The sequence below is a fragment of the Cupriavidus numazuensis genome (genome assembly GCF_905397435.1).
In the GTDB taxonomy this organism is placed as follows: Bacteria; Pseudomonadota; Gammaproteobacteria; order Burkholderiales; family Burkholderiaceae; genus Cupriavidus; species Cupriavidus numazuensis.
In genome coordinates this window covers 1-24,915 of the sequence record NZ_CAJPVI010000018.1, presented here as the reverse complement: position 1 = coordinate 24,915, position 24,915 = coordinate 1, and the positions used below count along the sequence as shown (strand labels likewise).

General features: G+C 57.8%; 21 protein-coding genes and 2 pseudogenes. 14 read left to right on the top strand and 9 right to left on the bottom strand.

From position 1 onward, the window contains the following. Positions 1–35: 35 nt before the first annotated feature. Positions 36–338 (top strand): HP0495 family protein, encoded by a 303-nt coding sequence (locus KHO41_RS15805; protein ID WP_211954224.1) that lies wholly within the window; start codon positions 36–38, stop codon positions 336–338. Positions 339–556: 218 nt separating this feature from the next. Then, complete coding sequence (locus tag KHO41_RS15800) at positions 557–1,753, top strand: class I SAM-dependent rRNA methyltransferase (RefSeq protein WP_211954223.1); 1,197 nt, start codon at positions 557–559, stop codon at positions 1,751–1,753. 186 nt (positions 1,754–1,939) lie between these two features. On the opposite strand, the gene KHO41_RS15795 is transcribed toward KHO41_RS15800, so the two are convergent. The 3 genes from KHO41_RS15795 to KHO41_RS15785 all read right to left on the bottom strand — a co-directional run bounded on the left by KHO41_RS15795 (position 1,940) and on the right by KHO41_RS15785 (position 5,393). Continuing rightward, complete coding sequence (locus tag KHO41_RS15795; RefSeq protein ID WP_342344462.1) at positions 1,940–4,057, bottom strand: ATP-dependent helicase; 2,118 nt, start codon at positions 4,055–4,057, stop codon at positions 1,940–1,942. A 168-nt stretch (positions 4,058–4,225) separates the two neighbouring features. Beyond that, positions 4,226–4,762, bottom strand: coding sequence for a TlpA disulfide reductase family protein (locus KHO41_RS15790; RefSeq protein ID WP_211954222.1), 537 nt, complete (start codon positions 4,760–4,762; stop codon positions 4,226–4,228). Positions 4,763–4,880: 118 nt separating this feature from the next. Continuing rightward, positions 4,881–5,393 carry a SoxW family protein gene (locus tag KHO41_RS15785; RefSeq protein ID WP_211954331.1) on the bottom strand — a complete coding sequence of 171 codons (513 nt, stop codon included), beginning with the start codon at positions 5,391–5,393 and terminating at the stop codon, positions 4,881–4,883. A gap of 130 nt (positions 5,394–5,523) precedes the next feature. Here KHO41_RS15785 and KHO41_RS15780 point away from each other — a divergent pair, with 130 nt between their 5' ends. From KHO41_RS15780 to KHO41_RS15770, 3 genes are all read left to right on the top strand, one after another. After that, the gene (locus KHO41_RS15780) at positions 5,524–6,120 is read left to right on the top strand and encodes a hypothetical protein (protein WP_211954221.1); all 597 of its coding nucleotides are present in this window, start codon (positions 5,524–5,526) and stop codon (positions 6,118–6,120) included. A 35-nt stretch (positions 6,121–6,155) separates the two neighbouring features. Then, the gene (locus KHO41_RS15775; RefSeq protein WP_211954220.1) at positions 6,156–6,800 is read left to right on the top strand and encodes a LysE family transporter; all 645 of its coding nucleotides are present in this window, start codon (positions 6,156–6,158) and stop codon (positions 6,798–6,800) included. Positions 6,801–6,883: 83 nt separating this feature from the next. After that, a complete protein-coding gene (locus KHO41_RS15770; RefSeq protein WP_211954219.1) occupies positions 6,884–7,057 on the top strand; it encodes a hypothetical protein in 174 nt (57 codons plus the stop codon). Between the two features lie 16 nt (positions 7,058–7,073). On the opposite strand, the pseudogene KHO41_RS15765 reads toward KHO41_RS15770, so the two are convergent. Beyond that, positions 7,074–8,378: pseudogene (locus KHO41_RS15765) on the bottom strand (YifB family Mg chelatase-like AAA ATPase); the annotation flags it as partial. Between the two features lie 31 nt (positions 8,379–8,409). Between KHO41_RS15765 and KHO41_RS15760 the strand changes: the two are divergent. From KHO41_RS15760 to KHO41_RS15730, 7 genes are all read left to right on the top strand, one after another. Beyond that, positions 8,410–8,649, top strand: a complete 240-nt coding sequence (locus KHO41_RS15760; RefSeq protein ID WP_211954218.1) for a hypothetical protein — start codon at positions 8,410–8,412, stop codon at positions 8,647–8,649. Positions 8,650–9,048: 399 nt separating this feature from the next. Next, positions 9,049–10,557, top strand: a complete 1,509-nt coding sequence (locus KHO41_RS15755) for a class I SAM-dependent DNA methyltransferase (protein WP_244873861.1) — start codon at positions 9,049–9,051, stop codon at positions 10,555–10,557. Next, positions 10,554–12,137 (top strand): restriction endonuclease subunit S, encoded by a 1,584-nt coding sequence (locus KHO41_RS15750; protein ID WP_211954217.1) that lies wholly within the window; start codon positions 10,554–10,556, stop codon positions 12,135–12,137. Before KHO41_RS15755 ends, KHO41_RS15750 begins: the two co-directional genes overlap by 4 nt. After that, positions 12,134–13,753, top strand: coding sequence for a restriction system-associated AAA family ATPase (locus KHO41_RS15745; protein ID WP_211954216.1), 1,620 nt, complete (start codon positions 12,134–12,136; stop codon positions 13,751–13,753). The genes KHO41_RS15750 and KHO41_RS15745 overlap by 4 nt, the downstream gene beginning before the upstream one ends. 15 nt (positions 13,754–13,768) lie before the next feature. Then, positions 13,769–14,833 (top strand): hypothetical protein, encoded by a 1,065-nt coding sequence (locus tag KHO41_RS15740; protein WP_211954215.1) that lies wholly within the window; start codon positions 13,769–13,771, stop codon positions 14,831–14,833. A 39-nt stretch (positions 14,834–14,872) separates the two neighbouring features. Further along, on the top strand, positions 14,873–15,109 hold the full coding sequence (locus KHO41_RS15735) for a hypothetical protein (RefSeq protein WP_211954214.1): 237 nt from the start codon (positions 14,873–14,875) through the stop codon (positions 15,107–15,109). 1,061 nt (positions 15,110–16,170) lie between these two features. Next, positions 16,171–16,464: a helix-turn-helix domain-containing protein gene (locus KHO41_RS15730; RefSeq protein ID WP_211954213.1), complete on the top strand. Its 294-nt coding sequence runs from the start codon at positions 16,171–16,173 to the stop codon at positions 16,462–16,464. A 195-nt stretch (positions 16,465–16,659) separates the two neighbouring features. Here KHO41_RS15730 and KHO41_RS15725 read toward each other — a convergent pair whose 3' ends face one another. From KHO41_RS15725 to KHO41_RS15705, 5 genes and pseudogenes are all read right to left on the bottom strand, one after another. Then, positions 16,660–17,067 (bottom strand): hypothetical protein, encoded by a 408-nt coding sequence (locus KHO41_RS15725; RefSeq protein ID WP_211954212.1) that lies wholly within the window; start codon positions 17,065–17,067, stop codon positions 16,660–16,662. Next, positions 17,064–18,605, bottom strand: a complete 1,542-nt coding sequence (locus KHO41_RS41240) for a site-specific integrase (protein ID WP_244873860.1) — start codon at positions 18,603–18,605, stop codon at positions 17,064–17,066. Before KHO41_RS41240 ends, KHO41_RS15725 begins: the two co-directional genes overlap by 4 nt. Before the next feature lie 2,190 nt (positions 18,606–20,795). Further along, positions 20,796–21,284 (bottom strand): site-specific integrase, encoded by a 489-nt coding sequence (locus KHO41_RS15715; protein ID WP_211954211.1) that lies wholly within the window; start codon positions 21,282–21,284, stop codon positions 20,796–20,798. 1,280 nt (positions 21,285–22,564) lie between these two features. Continuing rightward, a pseudogene (locus KHO41_RS15710) lies at positions 22,565–22,801 on the bottom strand (magnesium chelatase domain-containing protein); the annotation flags it as partial. 92 nt (positions 22,802–22,893) lie between these two features. Continuing rightward, positions 22,894–23,172 carry an accessory factor UbiK family protein gene (locus KHO41_RS15705; protein WP_041679795.1) on the bottom strand — a complete coding sequence of 93 codons (279 nt, stop codon included), beginning with the start codon at positions 23,170–23,172 and terminating at the stop codon, positions 22,894–22,896. Positions 23,173–23,552: 380 nt separating this feature from the next. On the opposite strand from KHO41_RS15705, the gene KHO41_RS15700 reads away from it, so the two are divergent. Together KHO41_RS15700 and KHO41_RS15695 are read left to right on the top strand one after the other, a co-directional pair. Beyond that, the gene (locus KHO41_RS15700) at positions 23,553–24,353 is read left to right on the top strand and encodes a TorF family putative porin (RefSeq protein WP_211954210.1); all 801 of its coding nucleotides are present in this window, start codon (positions 23,553–23,555) and stop codon (positions 24,351–24,353) included. A 54-nt stretch (positions 24,354–24,407) separates the two neighbouring features. Then, positions 24,408–24,746 carry a P-II family nitrogen regulator gene (locus KHO41_RS15695; protein ID WP_211954209.1) on the top strand — a complete coding sequence of 113 codons (339 nt, stop codon included), beginning with the start codon at positions 24,408–24,410 and terminating at the stop codon, positions 24,744–24,746. Positions 24,747–24,915 lie beyond the last annotated feature (169 nt).

Below are 24,915 nucleotides of genomic sequence, written 5' to 3'. Positions count from 1 at the left end.
CGCATGTCGCGCACCAGGCCGCCGGAGAAACTGATATGACAGCCGATAACACTGGCGGCAAGCCGGGCGATATCCCGCCCGAACAGTCGCTGATCGAATACCCCAGCCATTTCCCCATCAAGGTAATGGGCGCGATGCAGGACGGCTTTGCCGAAGCCATCGTGGCGCTGGTGCAGGAGTTCGACGCTGGCTTCGACGCAGGCAAGATGGAAATGCGTCCGTCCAGCAAGGGCAACTACCTTGGCCTGACCGTGACCGTGTGGGTCACGAGCCGCGAACAGCTCGACGATATCTATCGCGCGCTGACGGCGCATCCGATGGTGAAGGTGGTGCTGTAAGGCATTGCTTTGTTGCGTCACTTCCCACATTGTTTTCTCCCCTCTCCCGCGCGCGGGAGAGGGGCCGGGGGAGAGGGCAGGCGTATGCAATATCGACGCCCGTCACTTCGTTGACGCTCTTGCCCTCTCCCCCAACCCCTCTCCCGCAGGCGGGAGAGGGGAGCTGTCCGTAGCATGAGACACGCGCTCTGCGACGGCGAGCTTTTCCCCATACCAACATGAACATCATCACCCTCAAGCCCGGCAAGGAAAAATCCCTGCTGCGCCGTCACCCTTGGATCTACGCGACCGGCATTGCGACCACGGAAGGCCGCTGCGAGCCGGGCGCGACCGTCATCGTGCGCGCCGCCGATGGCCGCTTCCTGGCCAAGGCCGCCTACAGCCCCGAATCGCAGATCCGCGCGCGCGTGTGGACGTTCGACGAGAACGAGCCCGTCGATCACGCCATGTTCAAGCGCCGCATCTCGGCGGCGGTGGCGCATCGCCGCCAGTGGGTGAAGGACAGCGACGCGGTACGCCTGATCTTCGGTGAATCCGACCGACTGCCGGGCCTGATCGTCGACTACTACGGCAATGGCGAAAGCGGCCAGCTCGTGTGCCAGTTCAACGCCGCGGGCGTGGAGCACTGGAAGACCGCCATCGTGCAGGCATTGGTCAAGGAGACTGGTTGCCCGAACGTATATGAGCGCTCCGACGCCGCCGTGCGCCAGCGCGAGGGACTGGAACTGGTGACCGGCGTGCTCGCGGGCGCCGAGCCCGATCCGGCGCTGTCGGTGACCGAGCATGGCGTGCGTTACTACGTCGACGTGCGAAACGGCCACAAGACCGGCTTCTATGTCGACCAGCGCGACAACCGCAAGCTCGTGGGCGACCTCGCGGCGGGCCGCGAGGTGCTCAACTGCTTCTGCTATACAGGCGGTTTTTCGCTGGCGGCGCTGCGCGGTGGCGCTACCTCCGTGACGTCGATCGACTCCTCGGGCGAGGCGCTGAAGATTGCTGCCGGCAATGTCGCACTCAACGGCTTCGACGAAAACCGCGCGACGTGGCTCGATGCCGACGTGTTCAAGACCCTGCGCGAATTCCGCGCCGAGGGCCGCCAGTTCGACCTGATCGTGCTCGACCCGCCGAAGTTCGCGCCGTCGTCGCAGCATATCGACCGCGCCGCGCGTGCTTACAAGGAAATCAATCTCGTCGGCATGCAACTGCTGCGTCCGGGCGGACTGCTGTTCACGTACTCGTGCTCGGGCGCGATCAGCATGGAGCTGTTCCAGAAGATCGTGGCCGGTGCGGTGACGGACGCGCGTGCCGATGCGCGCATCATGCGACGTCTGTCGGCGGGCACGGATCACCCGATGCTCGCGGCATTCCCGGAAGGGGAGTACCTGAAGGGGTTGTTGCTGGAGAAGGTGGCTTAAAGGGAGTCGACAGCGGCCTTTAATAGACCACTGTCTTTCTCCCCTCTCCCGCTTGCGGGAGAGGGGCGGGGGAGAGGGCAGGAGCTTCGACGAAGTAACGGCCTTCGCTATTGCGTACGCCGGCCCTCTCCCCCAACCCCTCTCCCACTTCGCGGGAGAGGGGAGCAAAGAGCGTGAGCATTCCACTCACCGCCACATATTCCGCATCCTGCTAGCCAAATCCACCGGCGCCAGCGTCGCCTTCGACGGCGCTTCCCCCGGCATCGGCGGCGGCGGCCAGGACCGGCTGTAGAAATTCGGCATTACGCGATTCGGCAGGAAGCGCGTGCGCGACGCATACACATGGCGGTCGCCGAACCCCGGTTGCTGGTGCACGTAGAAGCGCTGCGGCACCACGACATCGAGATGGTCCTTGGCGCGCGTCATCGCCACATACAGCAGCCGTCTTTCCTCTTCGATCTCTTCCGTGGTGCCGGTGGCCAGGTCCGACGGCATGCAGCCGTCCACGGCGTTGAGCACGTACACCGCTTTCCATTCCTGGCCCTTGGCCGAGTGAATGGTCGACAGGATCAGGAAATCCTCGTCGCGCAGCGGTACGCCCGATTCATCGCTGGATGCGCTCGGCGGGTCCAGAGTCAGCTCGGTCAGAAATCGCTCGCGTGAGGCATAGGTCGCGGCAATGCGTTCGAGCTGCTGCAGGTCGGCCATGCGCGCGGCGGCATCGTCGTGGATGCGCTCCAGATGCGGCTGATACCAGGCGACGACCTGCTCGAACTCCGACGGCCACGGCGATGCGGGTCCCAGCAGCGCGCGGGCGAGCGCCAGGAAATCTGTCCAGGCCGGCGCGGCAGCAGGTGGCGGCTCGAACGATTCCAGCGCGAATAGAGGCTCGGTGGCGACGGCGAGTCCGTCCAGCACGCGCGCCGCGGTCTTGGGCCCGATGCCCGGCAGCAACTGCAGCGTGCGGAACCCGGCGATGCGGTCCAGCGGGTTCTGCAGCCAGCGCACCACCGCCATCGCATCCTTCACGTGCGTGGATTCGAGGAACTTGAGCCCGCCGAACTTCACGAACGGGATATTGCGCCGGGCCAGCTCGATCTCGACCTGCGCGCTATGGTCGGCGGCGCGGAACAGCACGGCCTGCGCCATCAGCGACAGGCCCGCCTCGCGCCGCTCGAGCACGCGCTCGACCACGAAGCGGGCCTGGTCGGCTTCATCGTTGACGACGACCACGCCAGGCTTCTCGGCCGAGGTCCGCTCGGACCACAGATCCTTGGTGTAGCGCTCGGCAGCCAGCCCGATTACCGCATTGGCGGCATGCAGGATCGGCTGCGTCGACCGGTAGTTCTGCGACAGCGTGACCTGATGCGCGGCCGGCGCGAATTGCGCCGGGAAATCGAGAATGTTGCGTACGGTCGCGCCGCGGAACGCGTAGATCGACTGCGCGTCGTCGCCGACCACGGTCAGGCCGCGCCCGTCGGGCCGCAGCGCCAGCAGGATCGACGCCTGCAGCGCATTGGTGTCCTGGTATTCGTCGACGAGGATATGGTCGAAGCGCGCGCCCATGTCCTGCGCGATCGCGGGTTCGGTCAGCGCCTGTGCCCAGTACAGCAGCAGGTCGTCGTAGTCGAGCACCTGCTGTTTCTGCTTGGCTTCCACATAGCCCGCGAACAGCGTGCGCAGCGCATCGACCCACATGGTGTAGCGCGGGAACCAGCGCTTGAGCACGTCTTCGAGCGGCGCCTGCGTGTTGACCACGCGCGAATAGATTGACAGGCAGGTTTCCTTTTTCGGGAAGCGGCTGGCCTGCTCCGACAGCCCCAGGTCGTGCCGTACCACGTGCATCAGGTCGGCGGCGTCGCCACGGTCGCAGATCGTGAATGCGGGCGACAAGCCCAGCGTCTCCGCATACTCGCGCAGCAGGCGAGCGCCGATCGCGTGGAACGTGCCGGACCATTGCAGCGCGGCGCGGCCTGCGCCGGTATTGGTACCAAGCGCCTGGTCGACGATGCGCTCCACGCGCCGCCCCATCTCCGCCGCGGCGCGGCGCGAGAACGTGAGCAGCAGGATGCGGCGCGGATCGGCACCATTGAGCACGAGGTGTGCGACGCGGTGCGCGAGTGTGTTGGTCTTGCCCGAGCCTGCGCCGGCGATGATCAGCAGCGGGCTGTCGCTGTGGTGCTCGACCGCCGCGCGTTGCTCCGGATTGAGCCGGGCGAGGTATGCCGGAACATCAGCGTCCGGGGAGACGTCTGCGGAGGGAGCGGACGGGCGTTCCGCAAGAGGGGCAAGATCCAGTGACACGGGCGGTTCGGGAGCGCCAGGGCGCGGGGCGGATGAGACTGGCGCAAACTGTATATCCATACAGGCCGGTGATGCAAGCCGCTTGAGCGAACGCGGCAGCCGCCCAACAAAAAAGGTGCTCGATGAGCACCTTTTTCGTAACTTTCGCTGCCGTTGCCGGGAAATCGGTCAGGCGGCCTTCTCCAGCGCGCCGTCGAGCAGCTTGTGCAGGGCGTCCCACTCGGGCTCGCCGACATAGCGCTTCAGGATGCGGCCGTCCTTGTCGACGACGAAGGTGGTGGGCGTCAGCTGCACATTGCCGAAGGCCTTGGCCGCCGCGCCGTCCGAGTCCATCGCGACCTTGAACGGCAGGCCGCGCGTCTTGGCGTAGTTCATCACGTACATCGGCGGATCGTAGTTCATGGCCACGGCCACGAACTCCAGGCCCTTGCCCTTGTACTGCTCGTAGGTGCGAACCATGTCGGGCATTTCCTTGACGCACGTGGCGCAGCTCGTTGCCCAGAAATTGATCAGGTAGACCTTGCCCTTGAGGTCGCCGGTGCTGACTTTCTCGCCCGACAGCAGCGTGAACGTGGCCGCAGGCACCTGGCTCGACGGCGACAGCGCGCGATAGCCGAACCAGCCCAGCGCGGCGAGGACGACGAGCGCCACGGCAATGGGCCAAAGCTTGCGGGGTTTCGAAGTGGCGGATGCGGGGTTTGTCATGGCAATGCGGTCCGGCGGGGGCGGAGCCCGTTTAACTGGCAACAGGCCATTCTAAACCCGTGTGCGCGGTGTTGCTGTCATCCGGCGCCTGCGTCAATCGGCCGCAGTCCGGGACCGGTCAGTGCGAGGCGGCGACGGCAGCGCGTGCCTGGCCCAGCGCCTGTTCCAGATAGGCGCCGTAGAAGTCGGGCTGGAGGCCGCGCAGCGGGGAAGCTGCCTGCTTGCCATCGCGATCGAGGAACAGCACCGTCGGCGCGACCCGCACCTGGTGAGCCCGGGCCCAGGCGCGCGCGGTGGTCATGGTGCCGTCGGTGTCGCGCAGCGGCGTGTCGGCCGTCATGTCGATCTCGCGCACGGCGATCTCGCCAGCCGCCGCCTGCGGGCCGAGGTAGCTCTTGCGTACGGTGTCGCAATAGCCGCAGTCGGGCAGCGAAACCAGTACCACGAGCGGTTCGCCGCGCCGCGCCGCTTCTGCGGTGTGGGTGGCCAGGTCAGTCGCGCGCGGCAGATGTGCGGTGCCAGCGCCAGCCGGGCTGGCGAGCGTGGCCGTCGTCAACAGCAAGACTGCCGCAAGACGAAAGGAGGGGCGACGGATCGGGGGGATCGCAGTGATCGGATTGAGGGGGCGCATCATGTGAAGTGCGGCATGCAGGGGCGGGCCGCTTCCCCGATAATACCGGTTTCGCCCGACGGCAAGGCGTGCCCGCCAGCCGTGCGCCGGTCCCGATAACACGCGCCGCACCGTACGGCCACGTCCTCCGATGCCCCTTCCTCAGGTTTGTCAGTGGTTCCCCCGGCTGCGCCTGGTGCTGCCGGCCATGCTCGCCGTGGCCTGGCTCGGCGCATGTTCGCCGCGCTATGACTGGCGCACCATCCAGTCGGGCGAGGGCGGCTATGCGGCGCTCTATCCGGCAAAGCCCACGAGCGCCGCGCGCGACGTGGCCATCGCCGGACACAAGCTGCCGATGACCATGCAGGCGGCCCGCGTCGACGACACGCTGTTCGCCGTCGGCGTGGTCACGCTGCCGTCTGACGACGCCGGGTTGCGGCGCGAAGCGCTGGCCGCCATGCAGTCCGGTCTGCTGGCCAACCTTGGCGTGCATGCCGGCGACCCCGCGCGTACACGCCCGGTGACGATCCAGTCCGCCGACCAGCCGGCGCGGCCGCTCGATGGTGTAGAGGTCCAGGTCAGCGGCGTGTCGCCGCAGGACCAGTCGCCACGCCGCCTGACGGCGCGGCTCGTGGCCGTGGGCACACACGCTTATCAGGCCGTGGTGCTGGAATCGGGCGAAGGCGCGCGCGACCAGCGCAACGCCGAGCAGGTGGAGCAGTTCCTGGGCGGATTCCATCCGTACTGATCCGCCCCGTAAGGTTTATCTGAAGGAGAGAAGTGATGCGTTGGGAAGTCTGGCTGGCTTATTTCGCCGCGTGCTGGGTCATTGCGGTGTCGCCCGGTTCGGGCGCGGTGCTGTCGATGAGCCACGGCCTGTCGTACGGCGTGCGTCGGACGTCGACCACGATCTTCGGCCTGCAGGCCGGGCTGGTGATCATCCTGCTGGTGGCCGGCGGCGGGCTCGGCGCGCTGCTGCTGGCGTCGGAGCACGCGTTTGCCGTGGTCAAGACCGTCGGCGCGATGTACCTGATCTATCTGGGCCTGCAGCAATGGCGCGCGAAGGTCGAGGAAGGTGGCGCCGACAGCGGCAACACCACCGTCCGCGTGACGCCCATGAGCCCGCGCCGGCGTTTCGCCACCGGCCTGCTAACCAATGTGACCAACCCGAAGGGCATCATTTTCATGGTCGCGGTGCTGCCGCAGTTCATCGACCCGTCCCACCCGCTGGCGCCGCAGCTCGCCATCTTGGCCGCGACCATGTGCGGCGTGGACCTGATCGTCATGCACGGCTACGCGCTGCTGGCGTCGCGCATGCAGGGCCTGTTCCGTAACGCGCGTGCCGTGCGCTGGCAGAACCGCTTCTTCGGCAGCGTGCTGATGGCGGTCGGGGCGGCGTTGTTCTTCGTGCGGCGGCAGCACGCCTGATAGCCGCAGCCCGGTTGCGTGCTGGCGGCTTGACGCCCGGTTTGCTTCAATGGGAGAGACCCCTCGCCGCGGAGATCTCCCGAATGCCGACAATTCCGTTCCCCCAAGCCGGCACGTTTGCGCACCCCACGCATACCGTGCCGCCTGTCGACGATCCCCCGCCGCCGGGCGTCCCGCCTGATCTGCCGTTGCCGCCCGAAGAGGACCCGGTTCCCCCGCCGGTCGATCCGCCTGTCGGCGTGCCGCCGCGCCGCTGAGCGCATCGGATCTCCCTCATCCCGGCGTGCGCAAGGCGCGCCGGTATTGGATCGCCTCGCCCACGTGCGCGGTGGTCAGGACTTCGGCACCTTCGAGATCCGCAATCGTGCGAGCCACCTTGAGCACCCGGAAATAGGATCGCGCCGACCACGCCAGGCGGGCCATGGCCCCGCGCAGCAAGGCCTGGGCGGTCGGTTCCAGCGGACAGTGCTTGTCGATCTCGCGCCCGGACAGGTCGCTGTTGGGTTTGCCCTGCCGCGCAAGCTGGCGCTCGCGTGCGGCCAGCACCCGTGCGCGCACGACTTCGCTGGACTCGCCCGCGGGCCCGTCCAGCATCTCGCCCTGGTCCTGGGCCGGCACTTCGATCTGCAGGTCGATCCGGTCCAGCAGCGGCCCCGAAATCTTGGACTGGTAGCGCCGGATCTGGTCCGGCGTGCAGCGGCATGCGCGCTCAGGGTGTCCGAGATAGCCGCAGGGGCAGGGGTTCATCGCCGCCACGAACTGGAAGCAGGCCGGGAAGTCAGCGTGGCCGGCGGCGCGCGCAATGGTGATGCGACCGGATTCCAGCGGCTCGCGTAATACTTCCAGCACTTTGCGGTCGAACTCCGGCAACTCATCCAAAAACAGCACGCCGTGGTGGGCCAGCGAAATTTCGCCGGGGCGAGGATTCCCGCCGCCGCCAACCATGGCCGGCCCCGAGGCGGTGTGGTGAGGCGCCCGGCACGGACGCACGCCCCATCGCGACGGCTTGAAGCCGCCCGGCGTCAGGCTGAGCACGGCGGCTGACTCGAGCGCTTCATCGAGCGACATGGGCGGCAGCAGCCCCGGCAGCCGCTGGGCCAGCATCGACTTGCCGGTGCCGGGAGGTCCAACGAGCAGGGCCGAATGCTGGCCTGCGGCAGCCACTTCCATGGCGCGCCGCGCCTGCGCCTGGCCACGTACGTCGCGCAGGTCCGGCCCCGGTTCCGGTACCAGCGAGAGCGCGGCCGGTACCGCGCGGGCCAGCCGACGGTCGTGCGGCGGCGTGAAATGGGCGCAGACCTCGCGCAGCGTGGTGCCGCTGTGGACGGCCAGGTCTTCGATCAATGCCGCCTCGGCCCCGTTGCCTGCGGCCACCAGGAACGCGCGAGGGTTGGCGCCGCTGGCCTGCCGCGCGGCGTTCTCGCGCGCCAGGCGCATGGCCATCGCCAGCGCGCCGCGCACCGGGCGCAGGTCGCCGGACAGCGACAGCTCGGCGGCGAATTCGTACTGGTCCAGCTCGGCGGTGGGAATCTGGCCGCTTGCCGCCAGGATGCCCAGCGCGATGGCAAGGTCGAACCGTGGAGTTACGGGTTAGATTGCGGACGTGGACATGGCGAAGACGTACGGCAAAGCCGCCTCTCCGGATTCTTGCCTTGTCCATGCCGAAGGCAAAACGGAGTGGACGCACCAAGGCAATGGCTATGAAAACTTCGGCACCAAGGTGAAGGCACCGCCGGGAGGATTCCCCGAATTTGTCAGAGTGGCTGCCTACGGATCCTTTACCGACGAAATGCGGGAAAGTCATATACGAAAGCTCACAGCGATAGCCGCTATACTTGCAAACTGCTAGCAGTTTGCTCACAGGAGGTGCGCAGTGGCCGTTACGAAAACTGAAGTGGTTAGCGCTCGCGTGCCACCGGACGTCAAGGCGGCGCTGTCTGCCGCCGCTCATATGGAGAGGCGCAGCGTTGCCTCCATGCTTGAAGTGATGGTCTTGAGCTACTGCCGAGAACACGGAATCGCGGCGGCGCCGGCAAGTTCCGTTAGCCAGCAGAGCGTTCAGGCCATTGATTAAGTTTGCTTTCCCAGCGTCTGCCAACGAAATAATAGTGCGGTCGTTGCGCGACGGCCAAATCGGTCTTTACAAATAGCGAACTTGTAGGTTCAGTGGGATTGTATTTTGCACGGATTCCCTGTGGCTGCGGCACTCTTCGCTAGTAGTAACATATCTCAGAAAAAAGATACCCTCATGACTTCTATGAACGCTGCAGCGTCCGACATCGTTGCAAAGCTCTGGAACCTGTGTCACATATTGCGCGACGATGGTGTCACCTATCACCAGTACGTTACCGAACTCACCTATTTACTTTTTCTGAAGATGATGCAGGAGACCGACCAGGAGGATCGGCTGGTCGTCTTTAAAGCCTCTAAGAAAAACACTGAAAAGGAGCAACAGAGCGGTATTCGGTGGTCGGATTTAATGAGCTGCACACCGCTGCGTCGGCTTGACCTTTATAAGGAGTTGCTTCGTGATTATGGCCGTAATGGTCATGGCACTGTTCAAGAAATTTATGCCAACGCCAGCACCTTCATCACTAAGCCCGTAACGCTGTCCAAGTTAGTAGAGGGAATCGACAAGCTGGATTGGTACAGTGTACATCGTGAGGATCTGGGCGATCTATATGAGGGGTTGTTAGCGCGTAACGCTAACGAAAAGAAGAGCGGAGCAGGCCAATACTTTACACCGCGTGAGTTGATTGACAGTATCGTGGCGGTAATGAAACCTTCGCTTGACGATGTAATTCAGGATCCGGCCGCTGGAACATCCGGATTTCTAATTGCAGCAAATCATTACCTTCGTCAACACAATGACTTCAGCAAACTCTCCGAAGCCCAATTGGAGAAGTACAGGCATAGTACGTTCTACGGCATAGAGCTTGTTCAAGATGCACATCGCCTGTCGCAGATGAACATGCTGCTACACGGAATCGAAGGGGGCATCCAATTTGGCGACACATTGGCCGAAGAGGGGGAGGCCCTTCCTCCTGCTACGCTGATTCTGTCCAATCCTCCTTTTGGCACCAAGAAGGGAGGAGGTCTGCCTACGCGTGGGGATTTCACTTTTCCCACGGCGAACAAGCAGTTTTGTTTCCTACAGCATATCTATCTCAATCTGAAGAGGGGGGGGCGCGCGGCTGTAGTCTTGCCCGATAACGTACTGTTTGAAAGCAATATCGGCGCAGAAATACGTAAAGACCTAATGGATAAATGCAATCTGCATACCATCCTACGTCTTCCCGCGGGACTATTCTATGCCCAAGGCGTGAGGACAAATGTGCTATTTTTCACTCGTGGTGCGAGTGACAAGGGCAACACGAAGGACGTTTGGGTATACGACATGCGTGCAAACATGCCGCAGTTCAATAAGCGCACGCCCCTAACGCGAGGGCATTTCGCAGAGTTCGAAGCCGCGTTTGGGAAGGACCCATTTGGCCTTCCAAAGAATACAGCCAAGCGTAAGGACACGGGCGAACAGGGAAGGTTTCGAAAGTTTTCGCGAGAATGGATTGCGCAGCGCGGAGAAAGCCTGGACATAGCGTGGCTACGGGATGAAAACCTAAGCACGGGAGACGGCGTGCCCGAGCCCGCAGCGCTAGCGCGAGAGGCAATGACCGAGCTCGAGAGCGCTTACGAAGAACTGCGCGGGATACTCGCAGTCCTGGGCGAAGACGAGGATCTATTGGAGGTCGGTGCGTGAACGAGCTTCCTGACGGGTGGATAGAGACTACTATCGGGGAAGTAGCCGAGTATGTTGCGCGAGGTAAATCACCAAAATACGCGGAAAAAAGTAGTCTTCCCGTTATCAACCAAAAAGCAATCCGCTGGAACGGCATCCAAAAGGAGCACCTTAAGTTCATACATGAAGATCAGATTGACCAGTGGGGTGCGGAGCGTTTTATCAAACAGGGAGATATTCTTTGGAATAGCACCGGTACTGGGACGATGGGGCGCGCTTGTTTAGTGCGTGCCGCCGATCTAGATCCGCCGAAGGTTGTAGATAGCCACGTCACTATCATTCGACCGACGCCCGGTATCATTGACTCACGGTTCTTGTTCGCATGGATCCGGGGGCCTCAAGTTCAAGATAGTCTTGAAGAACTCGCCTCGGGAAGTACAAACCAGATCGAACTAAATCGAAGTACTGTTGTTTCCATTAGGCTACCTTTAGCCCCTCTGCCTGAGCAAGAGAGAATCGCCAATAGACTTGACCCCCTCCTGGCGCGTGTGGAAGCGTGCCGCGATGGCCTCAACCGCGCTGGCGTAATATTGGAGAGTTTTCGTTCATCCGTGCTCGCGGCAGCGACGAGAGGGCATCTTACGCGGGATTGGCGCGAAGAGCATAATCTCCCGCGGGAATGGCCTATTGTCGAGTTAAAGAACGTTGCATCGGATTTCTCATATGGTTCGTCCTCTAAATCGTCAAAGGTCGGCGAGATTCCCGTTCTACGCATGGGAAATATCCAAGGCGGCGTGCTCGATTGGCAAGACTTGGTTTATACAAGCGATCCTGCGGAAATAAAGAAGTATAAGCTCTCGCCAGGCGAAGTTCTCTTCAATCGAACGAATAGTCCCGAGCTGGTTGGGAAGTCGGCTGTGTATTGGGGGGAGAGAGAGGCGATTTTTGCCGGTTATTTGATCCGTGTTAGATGCGGTGAGGCATTGCTCCCTGATTATCTGAATTATTGTCTTGGGAGTCCTGCGGGTAGAGAGTACTGTCGTGCAGTTAAGTCAGATGGTGTTAGTCAATCTAATATTAATGCGAAGAAACTCGCGGCATTTGCTTTTGAGCTACCTAGCGTTGCTGAGCAGCGTGAGATTGTTCGGCGCGTGAAAGAGCTCTTGGCATTGAGCGGAATGATGGAGGTTAAAAGATCTCGAGCTGCAACGCTCGTAGATAACCTCATTCCCTCAATTCTCGCGAAGGCATTCAGGGGGGAGCTCGTCTCGCAGGAATCAAGGGACATGCCGGCCTCTGTAATTTTGAATAAATTGAAGGGCGATGGAAATGTTGAATCCGCAGCCCCTCCTCGCAAGCGCTCAAAAAAGCCAGTGGGTCGTTCGAATATGAAAAACGTTGATAAAGATTCCATCAAGGAGGTAATCCTCAAGTTGGAAGCGAACGAATTTTCTTTTGATGAGCTCAGGGCGAAATTAGGCGGCGACTATGAGTTCCTGAAAACTGCTCTCTTTGACCTATTGCAAGAGCCGACCCCCATTGTCCGACAGGTCTTCGACGTGAACGCGCGTGCTATGCGGTTGGTGCGAGTCATTCTATGAAACTAACTCGCGTTCATATCATTAGGGCAGCGACCTGCGGCGGACTGTTGGATGGACTGGACGTTGGCTTGAGGGGCGGGCTTCCGAATTCGAGGCAGTTCGATCCGCTCTGCCTTGTTGGTGCCAATGGAGCTGGCAAATCGCAATTTCTTCAAGTTATAGCGGAGGCATTTCAAACCACATTTCATGCCTGCGCGGGCGATGAAGAGCTAGCCAAAGGTAATGAAGACCTTCAGTTTGAACTTGAGTATTTGATTTCTCCTAAACCCGCTGACGAGCCGCTCCTCGTGAGGCTATCGCGCCGTGGCGAAGGAAAGCGGAGGCCGATGCTTAAGGTTCAGCGTAGGGAAGGTCGTGAGTGGGTGGATTGTGGGCTGGATGACCCCGCAACGCGGGAGCTGCTGCCGACGAGAGTGGTGGGGTACACCTCGGGTGATAACGAAACGCTGAGCCTGCCATTTCTGCTTAGCAGAAGTGGATATGCTGAGGCAGTGGGGAAGCAGGCTTTGGATGGAGATCTGGGCACAATCCGGAAGCCAGTCCCCGATACACGTCTAATGTTGGTGGACTATGGAACCCACCTCGAAGTACTCGTGGCAAACCTCATTCTCGGCTCAGAGGAGGAACGCCAGGCATTGCTCAACGATGCGAAGCTCAGTGAGCTGCATTCGTTTCGATGCGTAATCCAACTAGCACACAGCGCGGTTCCCAAACTTACTGCCCGCTCGACCAAGAAAAAGCGGAAAGGTGTGCAACTTACAGATGAGCTGGAAGCCTATATCGAACAGCTGGGACGTTGTTCGACTTGCCATTCCTACGACGAAAAGTCTGAGACCTATATCTTCGATTTCTTGGTGACAGAGGAGACGCGGGTAGCTTTCCGTGCTTTCTGGGCGACAACAATTGAGTTGTATTCCGCTCTACATAAGCTGTCAATGCTTAACGACTTGGCGATTCCGAAAGCAGCGAGGGCGCGTCTGCTTCGGGATATAAAAACAAGGCGATTTGCCTCACGGCTACCAGAGCCACAAGATGAGGATCGAGTTTTCCGTTTTGAGCAGGTTCGCTTTCGTCCTAAAACTGGGGAGGGCGTTGTTGACTATGTCTCGTTATCGGACGGGGAGCACCAGCTTGCACAGATTTTAGGCACCATGTGCATGGCATCATTTCCCAATACATTGTTTTTACTTGACGAGCCAGAGTCACATTTCAATCCTCAGTGGCGTGTAAAATTTATTTCGCGTTTAATGGACCTACCGACTGCCAATGGGAAACGTAGCGATCCTGTAAGCTCGTCGGCGCAGCAAGACTGCCTGTTGACAACCCATTCGCCATTCGTGCCGTCTGACATGGCACGTGAAAAGGTGCTTCTTTTTCAGAAGGCAGAAGCGGGTGTTCTCGTTCGTCGTCCTGGGATTGAGACATTCGGTGCGACGTTCGATACGATCCTCGACGATTGCTTCGACGTTCGCCCGCCAATGTCGGAGGTCGCTCGCAAGGAAATTGAAGAGCTCATGCAAAGCAATGATCGCGAAGCAATAAAGACGGGTCTTGCCCGCCTGGGAGATTCTGTCGAAAAGGTATTCTTGATGGATCGTCTCCGAAAATTATCATAATAAAAATCTGGAATCATGCTTTTCGGTTATCCGATTGCTGCAACCCAAAACAACTGGCTTCACGAGTGTATTTGTGAAGCAATTCGTCGAATTCACGCGGCAGCAGATGCAAGGAAACGTTATCCGGTTTGGCCGCAGATACTCCCTGAGGAATATAGAGAAAATCTGGCTTCACGGCGTGGGTTGCGAGACAGGCTGCAGACCTATAATCGAGCAATTCGAAGATTGAGCGCGGACGAGCGCGCTCTGGTACTTGAGACGCTCGATGCGGAAAATCGAATCCCAGACTTGCTGTCCGGAGCACATGACTGCGGTACCGTTGACTCCTTGCCAGAGATCGTGCAAAAACCCGTTATCGATCTCTACAGTTTTGCATTTGACTTGCTTACAGAACTAAGTTTGCGAGACGAGCATTACGCGGCAATATATGCAGCAGCTCCCGAGCATACTTGCCCGTTCTGTGGCACTGAGATCTTCGATGCTCCTGGTGCGCCGCGAGAGGACCTGGACCACTACCTCGCGCGGAGTCGCTACCCGTTCGCAGCGATCAATCTACGTAATCTGGTGCCCATGGGGCATAAATGTAATTCGAAGTACAAGCTCGCGCGCGACTTATTGCGGCGCGATGATGGCTCCAGACGGGTGGCATTTGATCCATACAACCATGTTAAGGTTGACGTTATTTTGGACGATAGTGATCCATTTGACGGTTCCACTGCGAATACCCCACGGTGGATTGTGCGCTTCGATCCAGAAACGGCAGAAGTTCCAACCTGGGATGAGGTTTTTTCGGTGCGGGAACGGTATAGTCGCGATCATCTTGACCCGTCGTTTTCGAGGTGGCTCAGCCTGTTCGGTAAATGGGCTAGATCCGAAATTGGCGATGATACCGATGAAGCCCTAGTGGCGGTCTTGAGAAAATATGAGGAATTCTGGGCGGATCATGGCATGCAGGATCGGGCTTTCTTGAAAGCAGCGGTGTTTCGTATGCTTCGTCTTCATTGCGAGGCCGGTCACAGGCGACTTATTCAACAGCTCCGCCACGTGATCAGTCCCTCTAGATATTTTGGCGCCCTTTAGCGCCGGCGTAGCAGGGGTATTCTAACCATGATCGATATAATGTCACTGGAAGAGCTCTCGCCAGACGAGGAGGAGCAATTCTTTGCCATTTTCGAGTACATGCTTACCAACGATGATGACACAGAAGCGGCGCGGCACCTGAGTCAAGGTCGTGCCATCTACATATCCGATCCACACTATCCTGGCCGCGCCATACGCGAGCATCCCGATGGTAGGCGCGAACTGATGCGACTAGATATGGCAAGCGGACAGTTGGTAGTGGAGGTCGCCATCTGATAACAATAATGCGTTGCAGTGACGCATGAGGGACGGCGCGACAAAAATTTGGGGTCTTGCGTTTCTCGCCCAACGGAGTGTCTAGTGGCGTGCCGGCCGATTTCGCGAAGATGGATTAGCATTAAGGGTGCTGATGAGTTTCCCAGGAAGTCTGCCATGTCCTATTCAAATAGAAAACGATCGTCCGGAAGGCTCTCGCCATTTGCCCAAGCGCGCTCACAGGCAAATGTCCTTTTGGAAATTGCCTTTTCGCCGGACGTACCGCATTTTGAGGCAGTTCGTGTTGGTCCGCGCACAATGAGTGTGGCAGAGGTGAGAACCGAGTTGAATGCCGTTCGCGCCCGTGTTGAGGTGCAGTTGGCTCGGCCGAACATGGGAGCAGACGCAGTTCGGGAACGTACCAACAGGGCTAAGCAGCGAGATGATGAGATGCCTTTCGGCGTAATGACGGGAAGCGTCGATAACCCCTAATGTGCTGTCGCAGATGCTTCGCCGCTGTACACCGTTCCAAGTGACCTACACTTGCAATATTCTAGGGAGAGGCGCTCTCATCGTGCCAAGAAGAATGGTGCAGTGTCCAGCTGCGGATAATCTGGGTGTCGATTTCTCGGACCTCCGATGAATGCCATTTTCCGCTTTCTGTTTGGTATTCGACGCCTGTTTGCACACCGGACGACCATTCTCGCAAAGCGACCACGCGTTCCAACTCCCACGAGTCACCATGTGAAATATGGGGCGGCATGAGAACCTGAACGGCGCCAATCTGAGTCGGAGAGCAGGAGAGGTATTCGGTCAATGCCTCAAACTGAGGCAGCAAGATCCACTCGCTGTGACTTTCTCCTGCATCTTGATGTCTGACCTCAACCAACAATAGAGCTCGTATGAAGCCGACCGCAATACAGCACCACGCAACTGCGGGGCTTGCAAGCGCCTGTACGTAACGATTCGGGTGGCGCCATTCTTCACGCGTTAGAAACATAGCTCCTCCTGTGAACACTATAGATTGTAGCTCTATAGTGTTCGTAGGGGCGAGATTCTTAGATTTGCACAGAGCAAGTCTCATGAATCTTCGCCGGAATTTCGGTCGCGCTTTACGAGCAGCGCGAAGGCTTCGCAACATGCCGCAAGAGGCGCTCGATAGCGTAAGTAGCCGTACGTATATCAGCACACTGGAGCGTGGATTAAAGAGCCCCACGCTTGACAAGATCGACCAAATTGCGAGCGAGCTAAATATGCATCCTCTTTCTCTTCTCGCGTTTAGCTTTGTCGGTCGGCAGCCAGCTCAAACCATCGATGAAGTATTGAGACAAGTCGAAGCAGAATATTTACTACTTGTTGAAGCGGATCGTGATTGAGCTAAATCCACACCACAATACGCAGGGATGACTGGTCTCGGTCGGACAAGACGGGCAACGAGCTAATGAGTTCGCCATAGGCGTGGGTGTCGGTAGCATGGGAGCGAGCGAGAATCGCATCGTAGCTGGCAAACACAGTCATTTGACAATGATTTGTCGATAGATAGATAACCGCTCATTACGTGATTGCTGTATTTACCGTAGATGGTAAACGTTCGACTTTGGCACGAGCGCCTGCATGCGCTCATTCTCAATTCTAAGTTCCAATATTTTCGCATCTGCCTCCACAAGCAATGAGGCTAAGTGATCCCTTTGGGCTTTCAATTCTGAAATTTTTGCCACCAATGTTATCCGCTTCCTTCTTTTGGATAACTGTAGTTGCCGGGAGGTAACCACGAGAGCGTTATCTTTATTCCATTGCTGGATCTCGGCGATCAAGGAAGGAAATCTTGCTTTCTTGAGTGCGGAGGCGTCGCAGCCGGCCTCACGAGCGACGTTGTTTTGAGATATTTTTGAGCCAGGGGGCAATCTCTCTGGTATCCCCAATTTTAGGCGCTCAAACGCTTCTCTAAAGGATTTTTCGGCGTGGTGAGATATTGTCATATTTGGTCATTATTAATGGTTTGAAGTGCGTTTTGAATTGCTTTCTGTTGCGCTTGTAGTGATTCCCAATACGGCGAATTTAAAGGTGCAATGCGAAGATGCGAGCTTATTATATTGCTGAGGCGCTGCAGATCCCCGTGGCGTTCCCGGTCATACAATGCATCGGCGCACGGACCTCGCCCATCGCCTCCGCCGCATCGCACGATATTATCTACGCCGCCATACTCACAAGGCCCTCGTTTGGTGCATCCACCGAGAAGCGTTTCACGCCAGGAAATACTCCCAGCCTTTGCAGCAGCGAGTAATCGGATTCGGTCCTTGGGACTTACAATCTGCAGTATTTCCCACTTTCGCTCTGAGCCATATGGGCTCACAAAGCGGTCGGACGCTAGATTGGCAATGTCATGGCTCATCACCTCGTACATCGTCCGTATATATTCCGACCGTGCGGATTCGCTCAGTCGGACTCGCGAATAGCCTTGCCCATAATACAAAGACATCGACAAGGTGGCGTGCTTAAGTTGATATTGCAACGACGAGTCGGAAACAAGCCCCGAAGCTTGCATGTTTACTGCGCCGGTTCGCCGGAGTTGATGCCATGAGAATGGCCAAATGGAACCAACAGCGATGTTCGTAAGCTTGAGCGTTGGCGTAGTTGTGCGCGCTATCTCGAGATCCTGTTGATTTAGGCGTATTATGTTTCGATCAAATAGAAAGGGATGATCATCGATGACGCTCTGGTAGGAGGGGTAACTCGGCCGAGATGAGTGCGGCAGCAATATGTTCTTCGCCCGCGCCCACGGCTCATATGGTCTGACTACAAGATGCGGGTTTTCGAAGTCTTCCCTGGATAGGGGGACTAGGGGATTAGCTTTCGCGGCGAGCATGCGAAGGCGGGAAACGGTGGAAAGAACATCGATTGCAAGTTTGGCATATGGCGACGTCACCCAACGTGCATTGGTATCCTCGGTGAATTTGTTTGTCGTGCCCTTCAGCAGATAAACGTGGCCCAGCAATGTATCGCACTCGATTTCGAGGCAATTGCAGCGTAAATTCCAAGCCTCCTGAATGCGCATCAGAGACAGATTGAGAACGTAGGCAATCCCAACTCGACTCGCCATGGTAAGGTACGTGGAAAGTGTGCCAATCCGAAGATTCTCGGCGCCCGCTTCACTTGTACACCAGCGTTGCAAGAGTTGGCTAAGTTGGAATTCGTCCGCAACCCGTTGAAAGCCACGACCGTATCTGCCTGTGAACGGACCGCTCTTGCCCTGGGCTCGCCGACTCCCTCGCTCCAGCGTGCCATAATGCTTGTCATAGGCCTCGAGGCAATATCTATAGCACCGATCTATGCCGTCTCGATTGGACAAAAAGTCTTCCAAGAATGCACGAAGTCGGTTAAGCTGATATCCGTAAATCCGCGGAGGGATATAAAGCGTTTGCTGTTTCTGATGATCTGGTAAAGCTGCTGCCAATCTCCTAAGGGCTTCCTGGTCCAGGATCGTAAATCCCAAATTGAGCCTCTCATTGAATAGCATATGAAGGGTGCTCAACAGTGAGAATGCATGTGATGAGGCGATAAGGCTAGGAAGCTTATCCGCTACCGCCGGGTACCTGCTTAACTGAGAGGCAAGAATTTTCTCCCTAGAGCAAAGCTTAAAAACAATACGAAGAAATTTTACCTGGCTAACAAGTGAGTCAGCATTTCGTATTGATCGGGGGCGCCAAAGTAGCCATGCTGCCACTTGTCGCAAAAGTTGAGCATTAGCTGGCGAGATGGAAGCCACTCCTCTACGCTGTGGGCCATCTCCAAAGTTAACCGTTGTTGGTTTGAGCGACCATGGGGAGAGGTCCCACACCGGATCAGCATATCGACTAATAACTTCGCCTTGTTGGTCGAGAACCACAGGAAAGTCCGCGGGCGGAGGCCAAGATGGCGGTCTGAAATTGGGTCTCGAACTGCTGACGAGGGGCGAGTCAATGCTCAGCCCAAGCATGTTAATACTCATGCTCATATACGGGCCTCATATAGCTCTATGAATCCGTGCCATTTGGGATGGTATGAGCCTTCTGCTACTCGCGCCAACGCCTCCTCGATCCATAGGGCTCGCTCGGACCCGCTGATTCGAAGATTCTCGAGCTTTGCAGAAAGGCGTTCGACAACGGCTGCAGTTGGATGCAGTCCCTGGGGGGATTTTGAGAATCGGGAGCCGGCAAGTTCCAGAGTCTTGAGATGCCGATATGTAGCCAGTGACCACATATGGTCAGAACTATCAATGTCCCTGTGATGTACGCAGAACAAGCATCCAGCAGGGCTGACACAGTCGGGTCGCGGCGCCTCTTTCGGTGCATCGCGATTGGGCTTTGCTTCTGCTCTTGCGCAAGATCCCGGGCCCGGCGGCATTAGGTGCGATTCGTCCGATGAATGGAACCGTGTGATTTCTGCAACGGCAAGTTGATGATGTGGGCGCAGGTAATTCTGCAACAACGTTTCTTGCGTATGTTGAGCCATTTCTGCCGTCAATTCGCGGTCGTTGGAGTATCTCATTAACCAATTGACACGCGTGTGCCGAAGGATTCTGGGTCCGATGAAGGCGACACCTAGCCTGGCACAACGCTTTCGAACCGCTGAAAAAAACGGGGCTACATCTGGGCTGCGGCGCTGGGGGGAGTTAAGCGGAAAGAGGCGACCTTCCGGATCATTTGGAAACATATCGGCTCTCCATGATAGATACCTGTCGAATATTGGACGATATTCGCTATATATTTGAAACTCCACTTCGCCATGTTTTCTCTGTTTATATATGCGTCGAACTTGGTAGCCATCAAAATAGCTTTGATAAGAGAATTTTCCGCATTGAATTCTGTATGCTTGAGATAAGTTCATGCCGGTCTGGGAGATAAACAACAGCATCTCCGCTTCTATTCGAAGATTCATTAGCGGGTGCCTTGTTCGCGCCGATGTGTCAGTCTCATATGCTGCCCGTTTTTCAATCGACGTTTGCCTGTCACGGCTATTCGCCGCTTCTGATTGCGATTTGAGGCTGCTTGTCGGTCGCAGACGTGACCACTCTTCGAGCGATTGACCGGTCCGAAGCGATATGATAACGGGAAGCGGGCCTCTAATTGTGCTTGTGGGGAGCGCGTTTATAATATCAATTAGTGTTTGACCAAAAAGAAGTGTGCTATCTAGCGGCTGTTTTTCGGATTGAAGTCCAATGGGTCGCCGCTTTACACAGGTGTTTCTAATGCGCGTCGTGTCGACGAGTCTTGTCTCTGTGTCGAGGGCTTCGTCGAGCAGGGCGCCAAGTCGATTGGCTTTTGCATAAATGGTGAGTCGGTTTATGCATTTGGTGGTTCGCAACCGGTCCAATTGATGTTCTGTCCATTGCTGAAACTGGTCTGAAATCGATTCAACCGTTGGCGAAAGGCCGTTTTCGTCTAGCCACGCATAGAACGTCCTTAGAGTGGAAATCGTGCCTTTCGCTGTATAATAGCTTCCGCCCGCTGATAGGCGGCTTGTAATTGTTTCGTGTAATTTTCGTACAAGCGGAATTCTAGTTTCGATAGGTTGGCCTAATTTGCCAGAGGTTATTAGGGTGCTGACTTTGCGGGCGTCAATGCATGCTCCACCGCGGAACAACAGCGGTAGGAGATTCCATGGCGCGGCAGTGGAACTGAACGTTATATTTCGGAACGAGAGGTCAGGGATTTCGGAAGGCCACATGTCAATGCCGTCGGCTTTCGATGAGGCCAAGAAATTCTTGCGTAAAGACATTTGCCGCCTCGATTTTTGCCGGCATCGTCTCTATAAACTTGATGTATCTAAGGGATGTGGATTCATGCTTATGGAGTAACGCATCGCGAACTAAGGCGATAGCATTGACGGCGCCGACCGTTGAGATAGCGATTTTCGCTAACTCGGTCGCAAAAGTGCTGCGAGTCTGATGAAATCGGAGATTTCTCCAAGAGTTGTTTCCCGCCGCTAAAGCCTTCTTGCGAAATGCGTGCATTTCCACGTTCAATGCAACGCTCTTGTCGGTGCCGCGCCGCGCATATGGGTTGCCAAATCGAGTGAGGAACAAGAGATTCTTGTTGTTTACCGTGGCGCGAGCCTCTCGCTGTAGTCTCCGAACGCTGTAAGCATAATCAAGAAGCCAGTCTAAATGGGTTTTGGTAATCCAAACGTCCCCTGAAACGCTAAACTTCGTTGCCACCGGTGGCTGTGCGCTTGGTCCAAGGGACAGGCGAAATAGTCCGACTGCCGAACTGTCCTGTATTGCATTCTGTAGGGTCTGGATCTTGATATCGGCTATAGTCCCTAGCCTCATACCAGTAAAAAAGCCAAGCGTTAGAAACAAATAAAGCTCTACAGAAGAGTTTTCCTGCGCAAATGCTAGTATTTTGTTTCTATCGTCAGAGCTAACCGGAAAGAGCCCATCCTCGAGTCGAAATTTGGTTGTCGAACGGTTGGGGATGTGAACGTCGGTTGTTGTGACTGATATGGTTCTGTCAATACCCGTTGAACTTTGTAGATGTATTCCGATAGTTCGCTCTCGCCACATTGGCTGAGAGGTTGAAATTAGATCATTAGAGCGCAGCCATCGATAAAACCTGATTACCACTCTCATGCGCTGCGATACTGTAGAGGGAGAAAGCCTCCCTTCATCGCGCGCGCTAATTAGGTGTCCCCGGAATTGAATTATGCAACGCTCGGATTTTCGCTCCGGAAAATGCCACCATGCAATCTTGGCTTCCTCGAGCCAGTTTGCGTATGCGTGCAGTGCTGTAGCAAGTGCTAAAACGGTTCGCAAACTAACGCATCGGCTGCTAGCTAGCTCAAATGTCCACAGATTTGCTTCCCGCCAGGGGTTTCCATCAGCCCAGAAAATTTGCGGGAGTCCCTCGATGTGGCCAAACCGCGCAGGCGTCCATATCGTCTGTTGGCCGCGTATTTCGGATCGGTGAGGCGAAAAATATATTGATTCTAATCGCGCCAATTTACTTCCCCTCCGATAGGGCCGGGACTTCTTTACTGGAGGTGGTCGACCTCCCAACTGATTATCCGTGGAGATGGTCAAAGAAATCAACCGCTTTTCGTTGTGGTGCATTTTGGGCATCTTATGTGAGATGCGTAAATGCTATAAAGATATAAAGCTACGTCGATAGTTCGATAGCAGGCTGTTGGTGAAATTTCTTTGTAATCAAGTTGTTGTTCTCCGCCGCGGCTCGCATGTAGTAGCAGCGATGGTCGAAATTAAGCCAAGCATCTGTATTTGAAAATGCCTTGTTATCGTCGGCGCTCTACAGGGATGGGGCAGCACGGAGCATTCCGAAATGTAACGAACAAGGCATATCAGGGTGCGTCAGGGCACGACGTGAAGCGCCAGGAATTGCTTCACCGAACTACTAAGTCCAGCCAGGAGTCGTTGGGTTGTTCTGTTGTCCATGGTATGAACGAATCACCGTACGTCGTCCATGCTCCATCTAATCCGTGTCCGGACTCCTTCGGCAAATCCGCAGGCGCCAGATTGACGGTGATGCGGCGGTTCGGGAATTCAAAGCCGCTGTTGAGGATGGCGGCGCGTACGCGTTCGCGGCTTTCGCGTACGCCGGTGTCGGCCAGGCCGACGATGGTGAAGACGGGCAGGCCGTTGGCCAGATGGGTTTCGACGCGCACGGGCGGCGCTTCGATGCCGGTGAGCGCGCGGCTATGCAGGACGGCGAGGCTCATATCGCGGAAGCAGTTGTGATGGAAGCGTTAACGAAAAAGGCCGCCGTGAAACGGCGGCCTTTCGGCAAGGATCGGGTCGCAGGACCGTGGCGTCATGCGCCTCCGGTGGTGTCCACCGCGCCCGGGCCGGGCGGGATGCCGGCGCGGCGTTCGAGCTCGGCCACGCGCTCCTCGAGTTCCTCGAGGCGTGCGCGCGTGCGCGCCAGTACCTGCGACTGCACATCGAATTCCTCGCGCGTGACCAGGTCCAGCCGGGCGAAGCCCTGGGTCATCATGCTGCGCACGTTCTTTTCGATGTCCCTTGCCGGCGAGTTGCGCAGTGCCTCGCTGACCTTGTTCTGCAGGTCGTTGAAGAGATCGGTCGGTTTCATGGTTTCTCCTTCGCGCACCGTGGTGGTGCCAATGCGGGAAATGACCTGCCGCATGCCTCGCTTTCGCACAGGAATTGGGCGCCCCTAATGCGGGCGACCGCGTTGCCGTGCGTGCCGGCTGGTCATCTTCAGGCTTCGATTATCGCCCTTCAGGCACGTGCATGAAAGCACCGTGTCGTGGTCGTTCACACCTTTTGACGCGATCTGGCTTTGATGCAAGGCAGATTCAAGCCGGGTTTTGATCACCCGCCGTCCTTCGGGCTTTTCCGGATGCGTGTTTTTCGCAAAGCTGGCACGGCTGTTGCAGTAGTCAGTTCGACAGCATCACCGAAACCCTAAGAAACGAAATCCGAGCCAAAAAGGAAAAGGAGAAGGAATCCATGAAGAAGTTGGCCCTTGCAGTCAGCGCGGTCGTTCTCTGTAGTTCCGCTGCCACCGCATTCGCCCAGACCGCCGCGGATGCAGCGGCGCCGGCCCCGGCTGCCGCCGCTGCCGAGCCCGCGTCGCCGCACACGTTCACGGCGAATGTCTCGCTGGTCAGCGATTACCGCTATCGCGGCATCAGCCAGACCAACCTGCGCCCGGCGATTCAGGGCGGGTTCGACTACGCACACGAGAGCGGCTTCTACGTGGGTAACTGGAACTCCAGCATCAGCTGGCTCGAGGACGCGAATTCGTCTGTGTCCGCGCCGGTCGAGATGGATTTCTACGGCGGCTTCAAGAACACCTTCAAGGTGGCGGACCTGGAGTTCAACTATGACCTCGGCGTGCTCGAGTACTACTACCCGGGCGGTTACAACAATCCGCGTCCCTACACCACCGAGCTGTACGCCGGCATCGGCTGGGGTCCGGTATTCCTGAAGTATTCGCATGCGGTCACGAACCTGTTCGGCTGGGCCGACAGCAAGAACAGCTACTACGTCGACCTGAGCGCGAACGTGCCGCTGAACTTCTGGGACCTGACGCTGAACGCGCATGTGGGCTACCAGGGCGTCAACCATAACAGCGACGCGTCGTACACCGACTGGAAGATCGGCCTGACCAAGGACCTGGGCAAGGGCTTTGCGCTGGCGGTGGCCTATGTGGACACCAACGCCAAGGAAATTGCTTACACCAGTGCCAACCGCGGCCGCTATCTCGGCAAGGCTGCTGCCTGGGCGTCGATCACCAAGACTTTCTGAAAACTGCCGGAGGCCAGGCGGGCCTGATGCAGGTCCGCCGCTAGGAGAAACCTGATGAAACTCATCATTGCAGTCATCAAGCCGTTCAAGCTCGACGAAGTGCGCGAATCGCTGTCGGACGTTGGCGTGTCCGGCATCACCGTCACGGAAGTGAAGGGCTTTGGCCGCCAGAAGGGCCACACCGAGCTGTATCGCGGCGCGGAGTACATCGTCGACTTCCTGCCCAAGGTGAAGATCGAGGTAGCCGTGCCGGACGACGTGGTCGAACGCGCCATCGAGGCCATCGAGAAGTCGGCCCGCACCGGCAAGATTGGCGACGGCAAGATCTTCGTGGCCCCGATCGAGCAGGTCATCCGTATCCGCACCGGCGAGACCGGCAGCGATGCCCTGTGACAGCACAACCACAAGAGGTTAAGCAAATGACAACCTGGTTCAAGCGAATCCTGACGGCGGGCGCGATGGCGCTGGCCATCGGCACGGCCGGCGTCGGCCTGTCCACCCATGCCGTCGCGCAGGACAAGCCGGCGGCCTAGGCCTCCGCGCCGGCCGCCGCAGCGGCTCC

Bases quoted from the DNA above. Each gene is read 5' to 3' on its own strand.
- KHO41_RS15805 (WP_211954224.1), top strand. From the start codon at position 36: ATGACAGCCGATAACACTGGCGGCAAGCCGGGCGATATCCCGCCCGAA.
- KHO41_RS15800 (WP_211954223.1), top strand. From the start codon at position 557: ATGAACATCATCACCCTCAAGCCCGGCAAGGAAAAATCCCTGCTGCGC.
- KHO41_RS15790 (WP_211954222.1), bottom strand. From the start codon at position 4,762: ATGACAAACCCCGCATCCGCCACTTCGAAACCCCGCAAGCTTTGGCCC.
- KHO41_RS15785 (WP_211954331.1), bottom strand. From the start codon at position 5,393: ATGCGCCCCCTCAATCCGATCACTGCGATCCCCCCGATCCGTCGCCCC.
- KHO41_RS15780 (WP_211954221.1), top strand. From the start codon at position 5,524: ATGCCCCTTCCTCAGGTTTGTCAGTGGTTCCCCCGGCTGCGCCTGGTG.
- KHO41_RS15775 (WP_211954220.1), top strand. From the start codon at position 6,156: ATGCGTTGGGAAGTCTGGCTGGCTTATTTCGCCGCGTGCTGGGTCATT.
- KHO41_RS15770 (WP_211954219.1), top strand. From the start codon at position 6,884: ATGCCGACAATTCCGTTCCCCCAAGCCGGCACGTTTGCGCACCCCACG.
- KHO41_RS15760 (WP_211954218.1), top strand. From the start codon at position 8,410: ATGGCGAAGACGTACGGCAAAGCCGCCTCTCCGGATTCTTGCCTTGTC.
- KHO41_RS15755 (WP_244873861.1), top strand. From the start codon at position 9,049: ATGACTTCTATGAACGCTGCAGCGTCCGACATCGTTGCAAAGCTCTGG.
- KHO41_RS15745 (WP_211954216.1), top strand. From the start codon at position 12,134: ATGAAACTAACTCGCGTTCATATCATTAGGGCAGCGACCTGCGGCGGA.
- KHO41_RS15740 (WP_211954215.1), top strand. From the start codon at position 13,769: ATGCTTTTCGGTTATCCGATTGCTGCAACCCAAAACAACTGGCTTCAC.
- KHO41_RS15735 (WP_211954214.1), top strand. From the start codon at position 14,873: ATGTCACTGGAAGAGCTCTCGCCAGACGAGGAGGAGCAATTCTTTGCC.
- KHO41_RS15730 (WP_211954213.1), top strand. From the start codon at position 16,171: ATGAATCTTCGCCGGAATTTCGGTCGCGCTTTACGAGCAGCGCGAAGG.
- KHO41_RS15725 (WP_211954212.1), bottom strand. From the start codon at position 17,067: ATGACAATATCTCACCACGCCGAAAAATCCTTTAGAGAAGCGTTTGAG.
- KHO41_RS41240 (WP_244873860.1), bottom strand. From the start codon at position 18,605: ATGCTATTCAATGAGAGGCTCAATTTGGGATTTACGATCCTGGACCAG.
- KHO41_RS15705 (WP_041679795.1), bottom strand. From the start codon at position 23,172: ATGAAACCGACCGATCTCTTCAACGACCTGCAGAACAAGGTCAGCGAG.
- KHO41_RS15700 (WP_211954210.1), top strand. From the start codon at position 23,553: ATGAAGAAGTTGGCCCTTGCAGTCAGCGCGGTCGTTCTCTGTAGTTCC.
- KHO41_RS15695 (WP_211954209.1), top strand. From the start codon at position 24,408: ATGAAACTCATCATTGCAGTCATCAAGCCGTTCAAGCTCGACGAAGTG.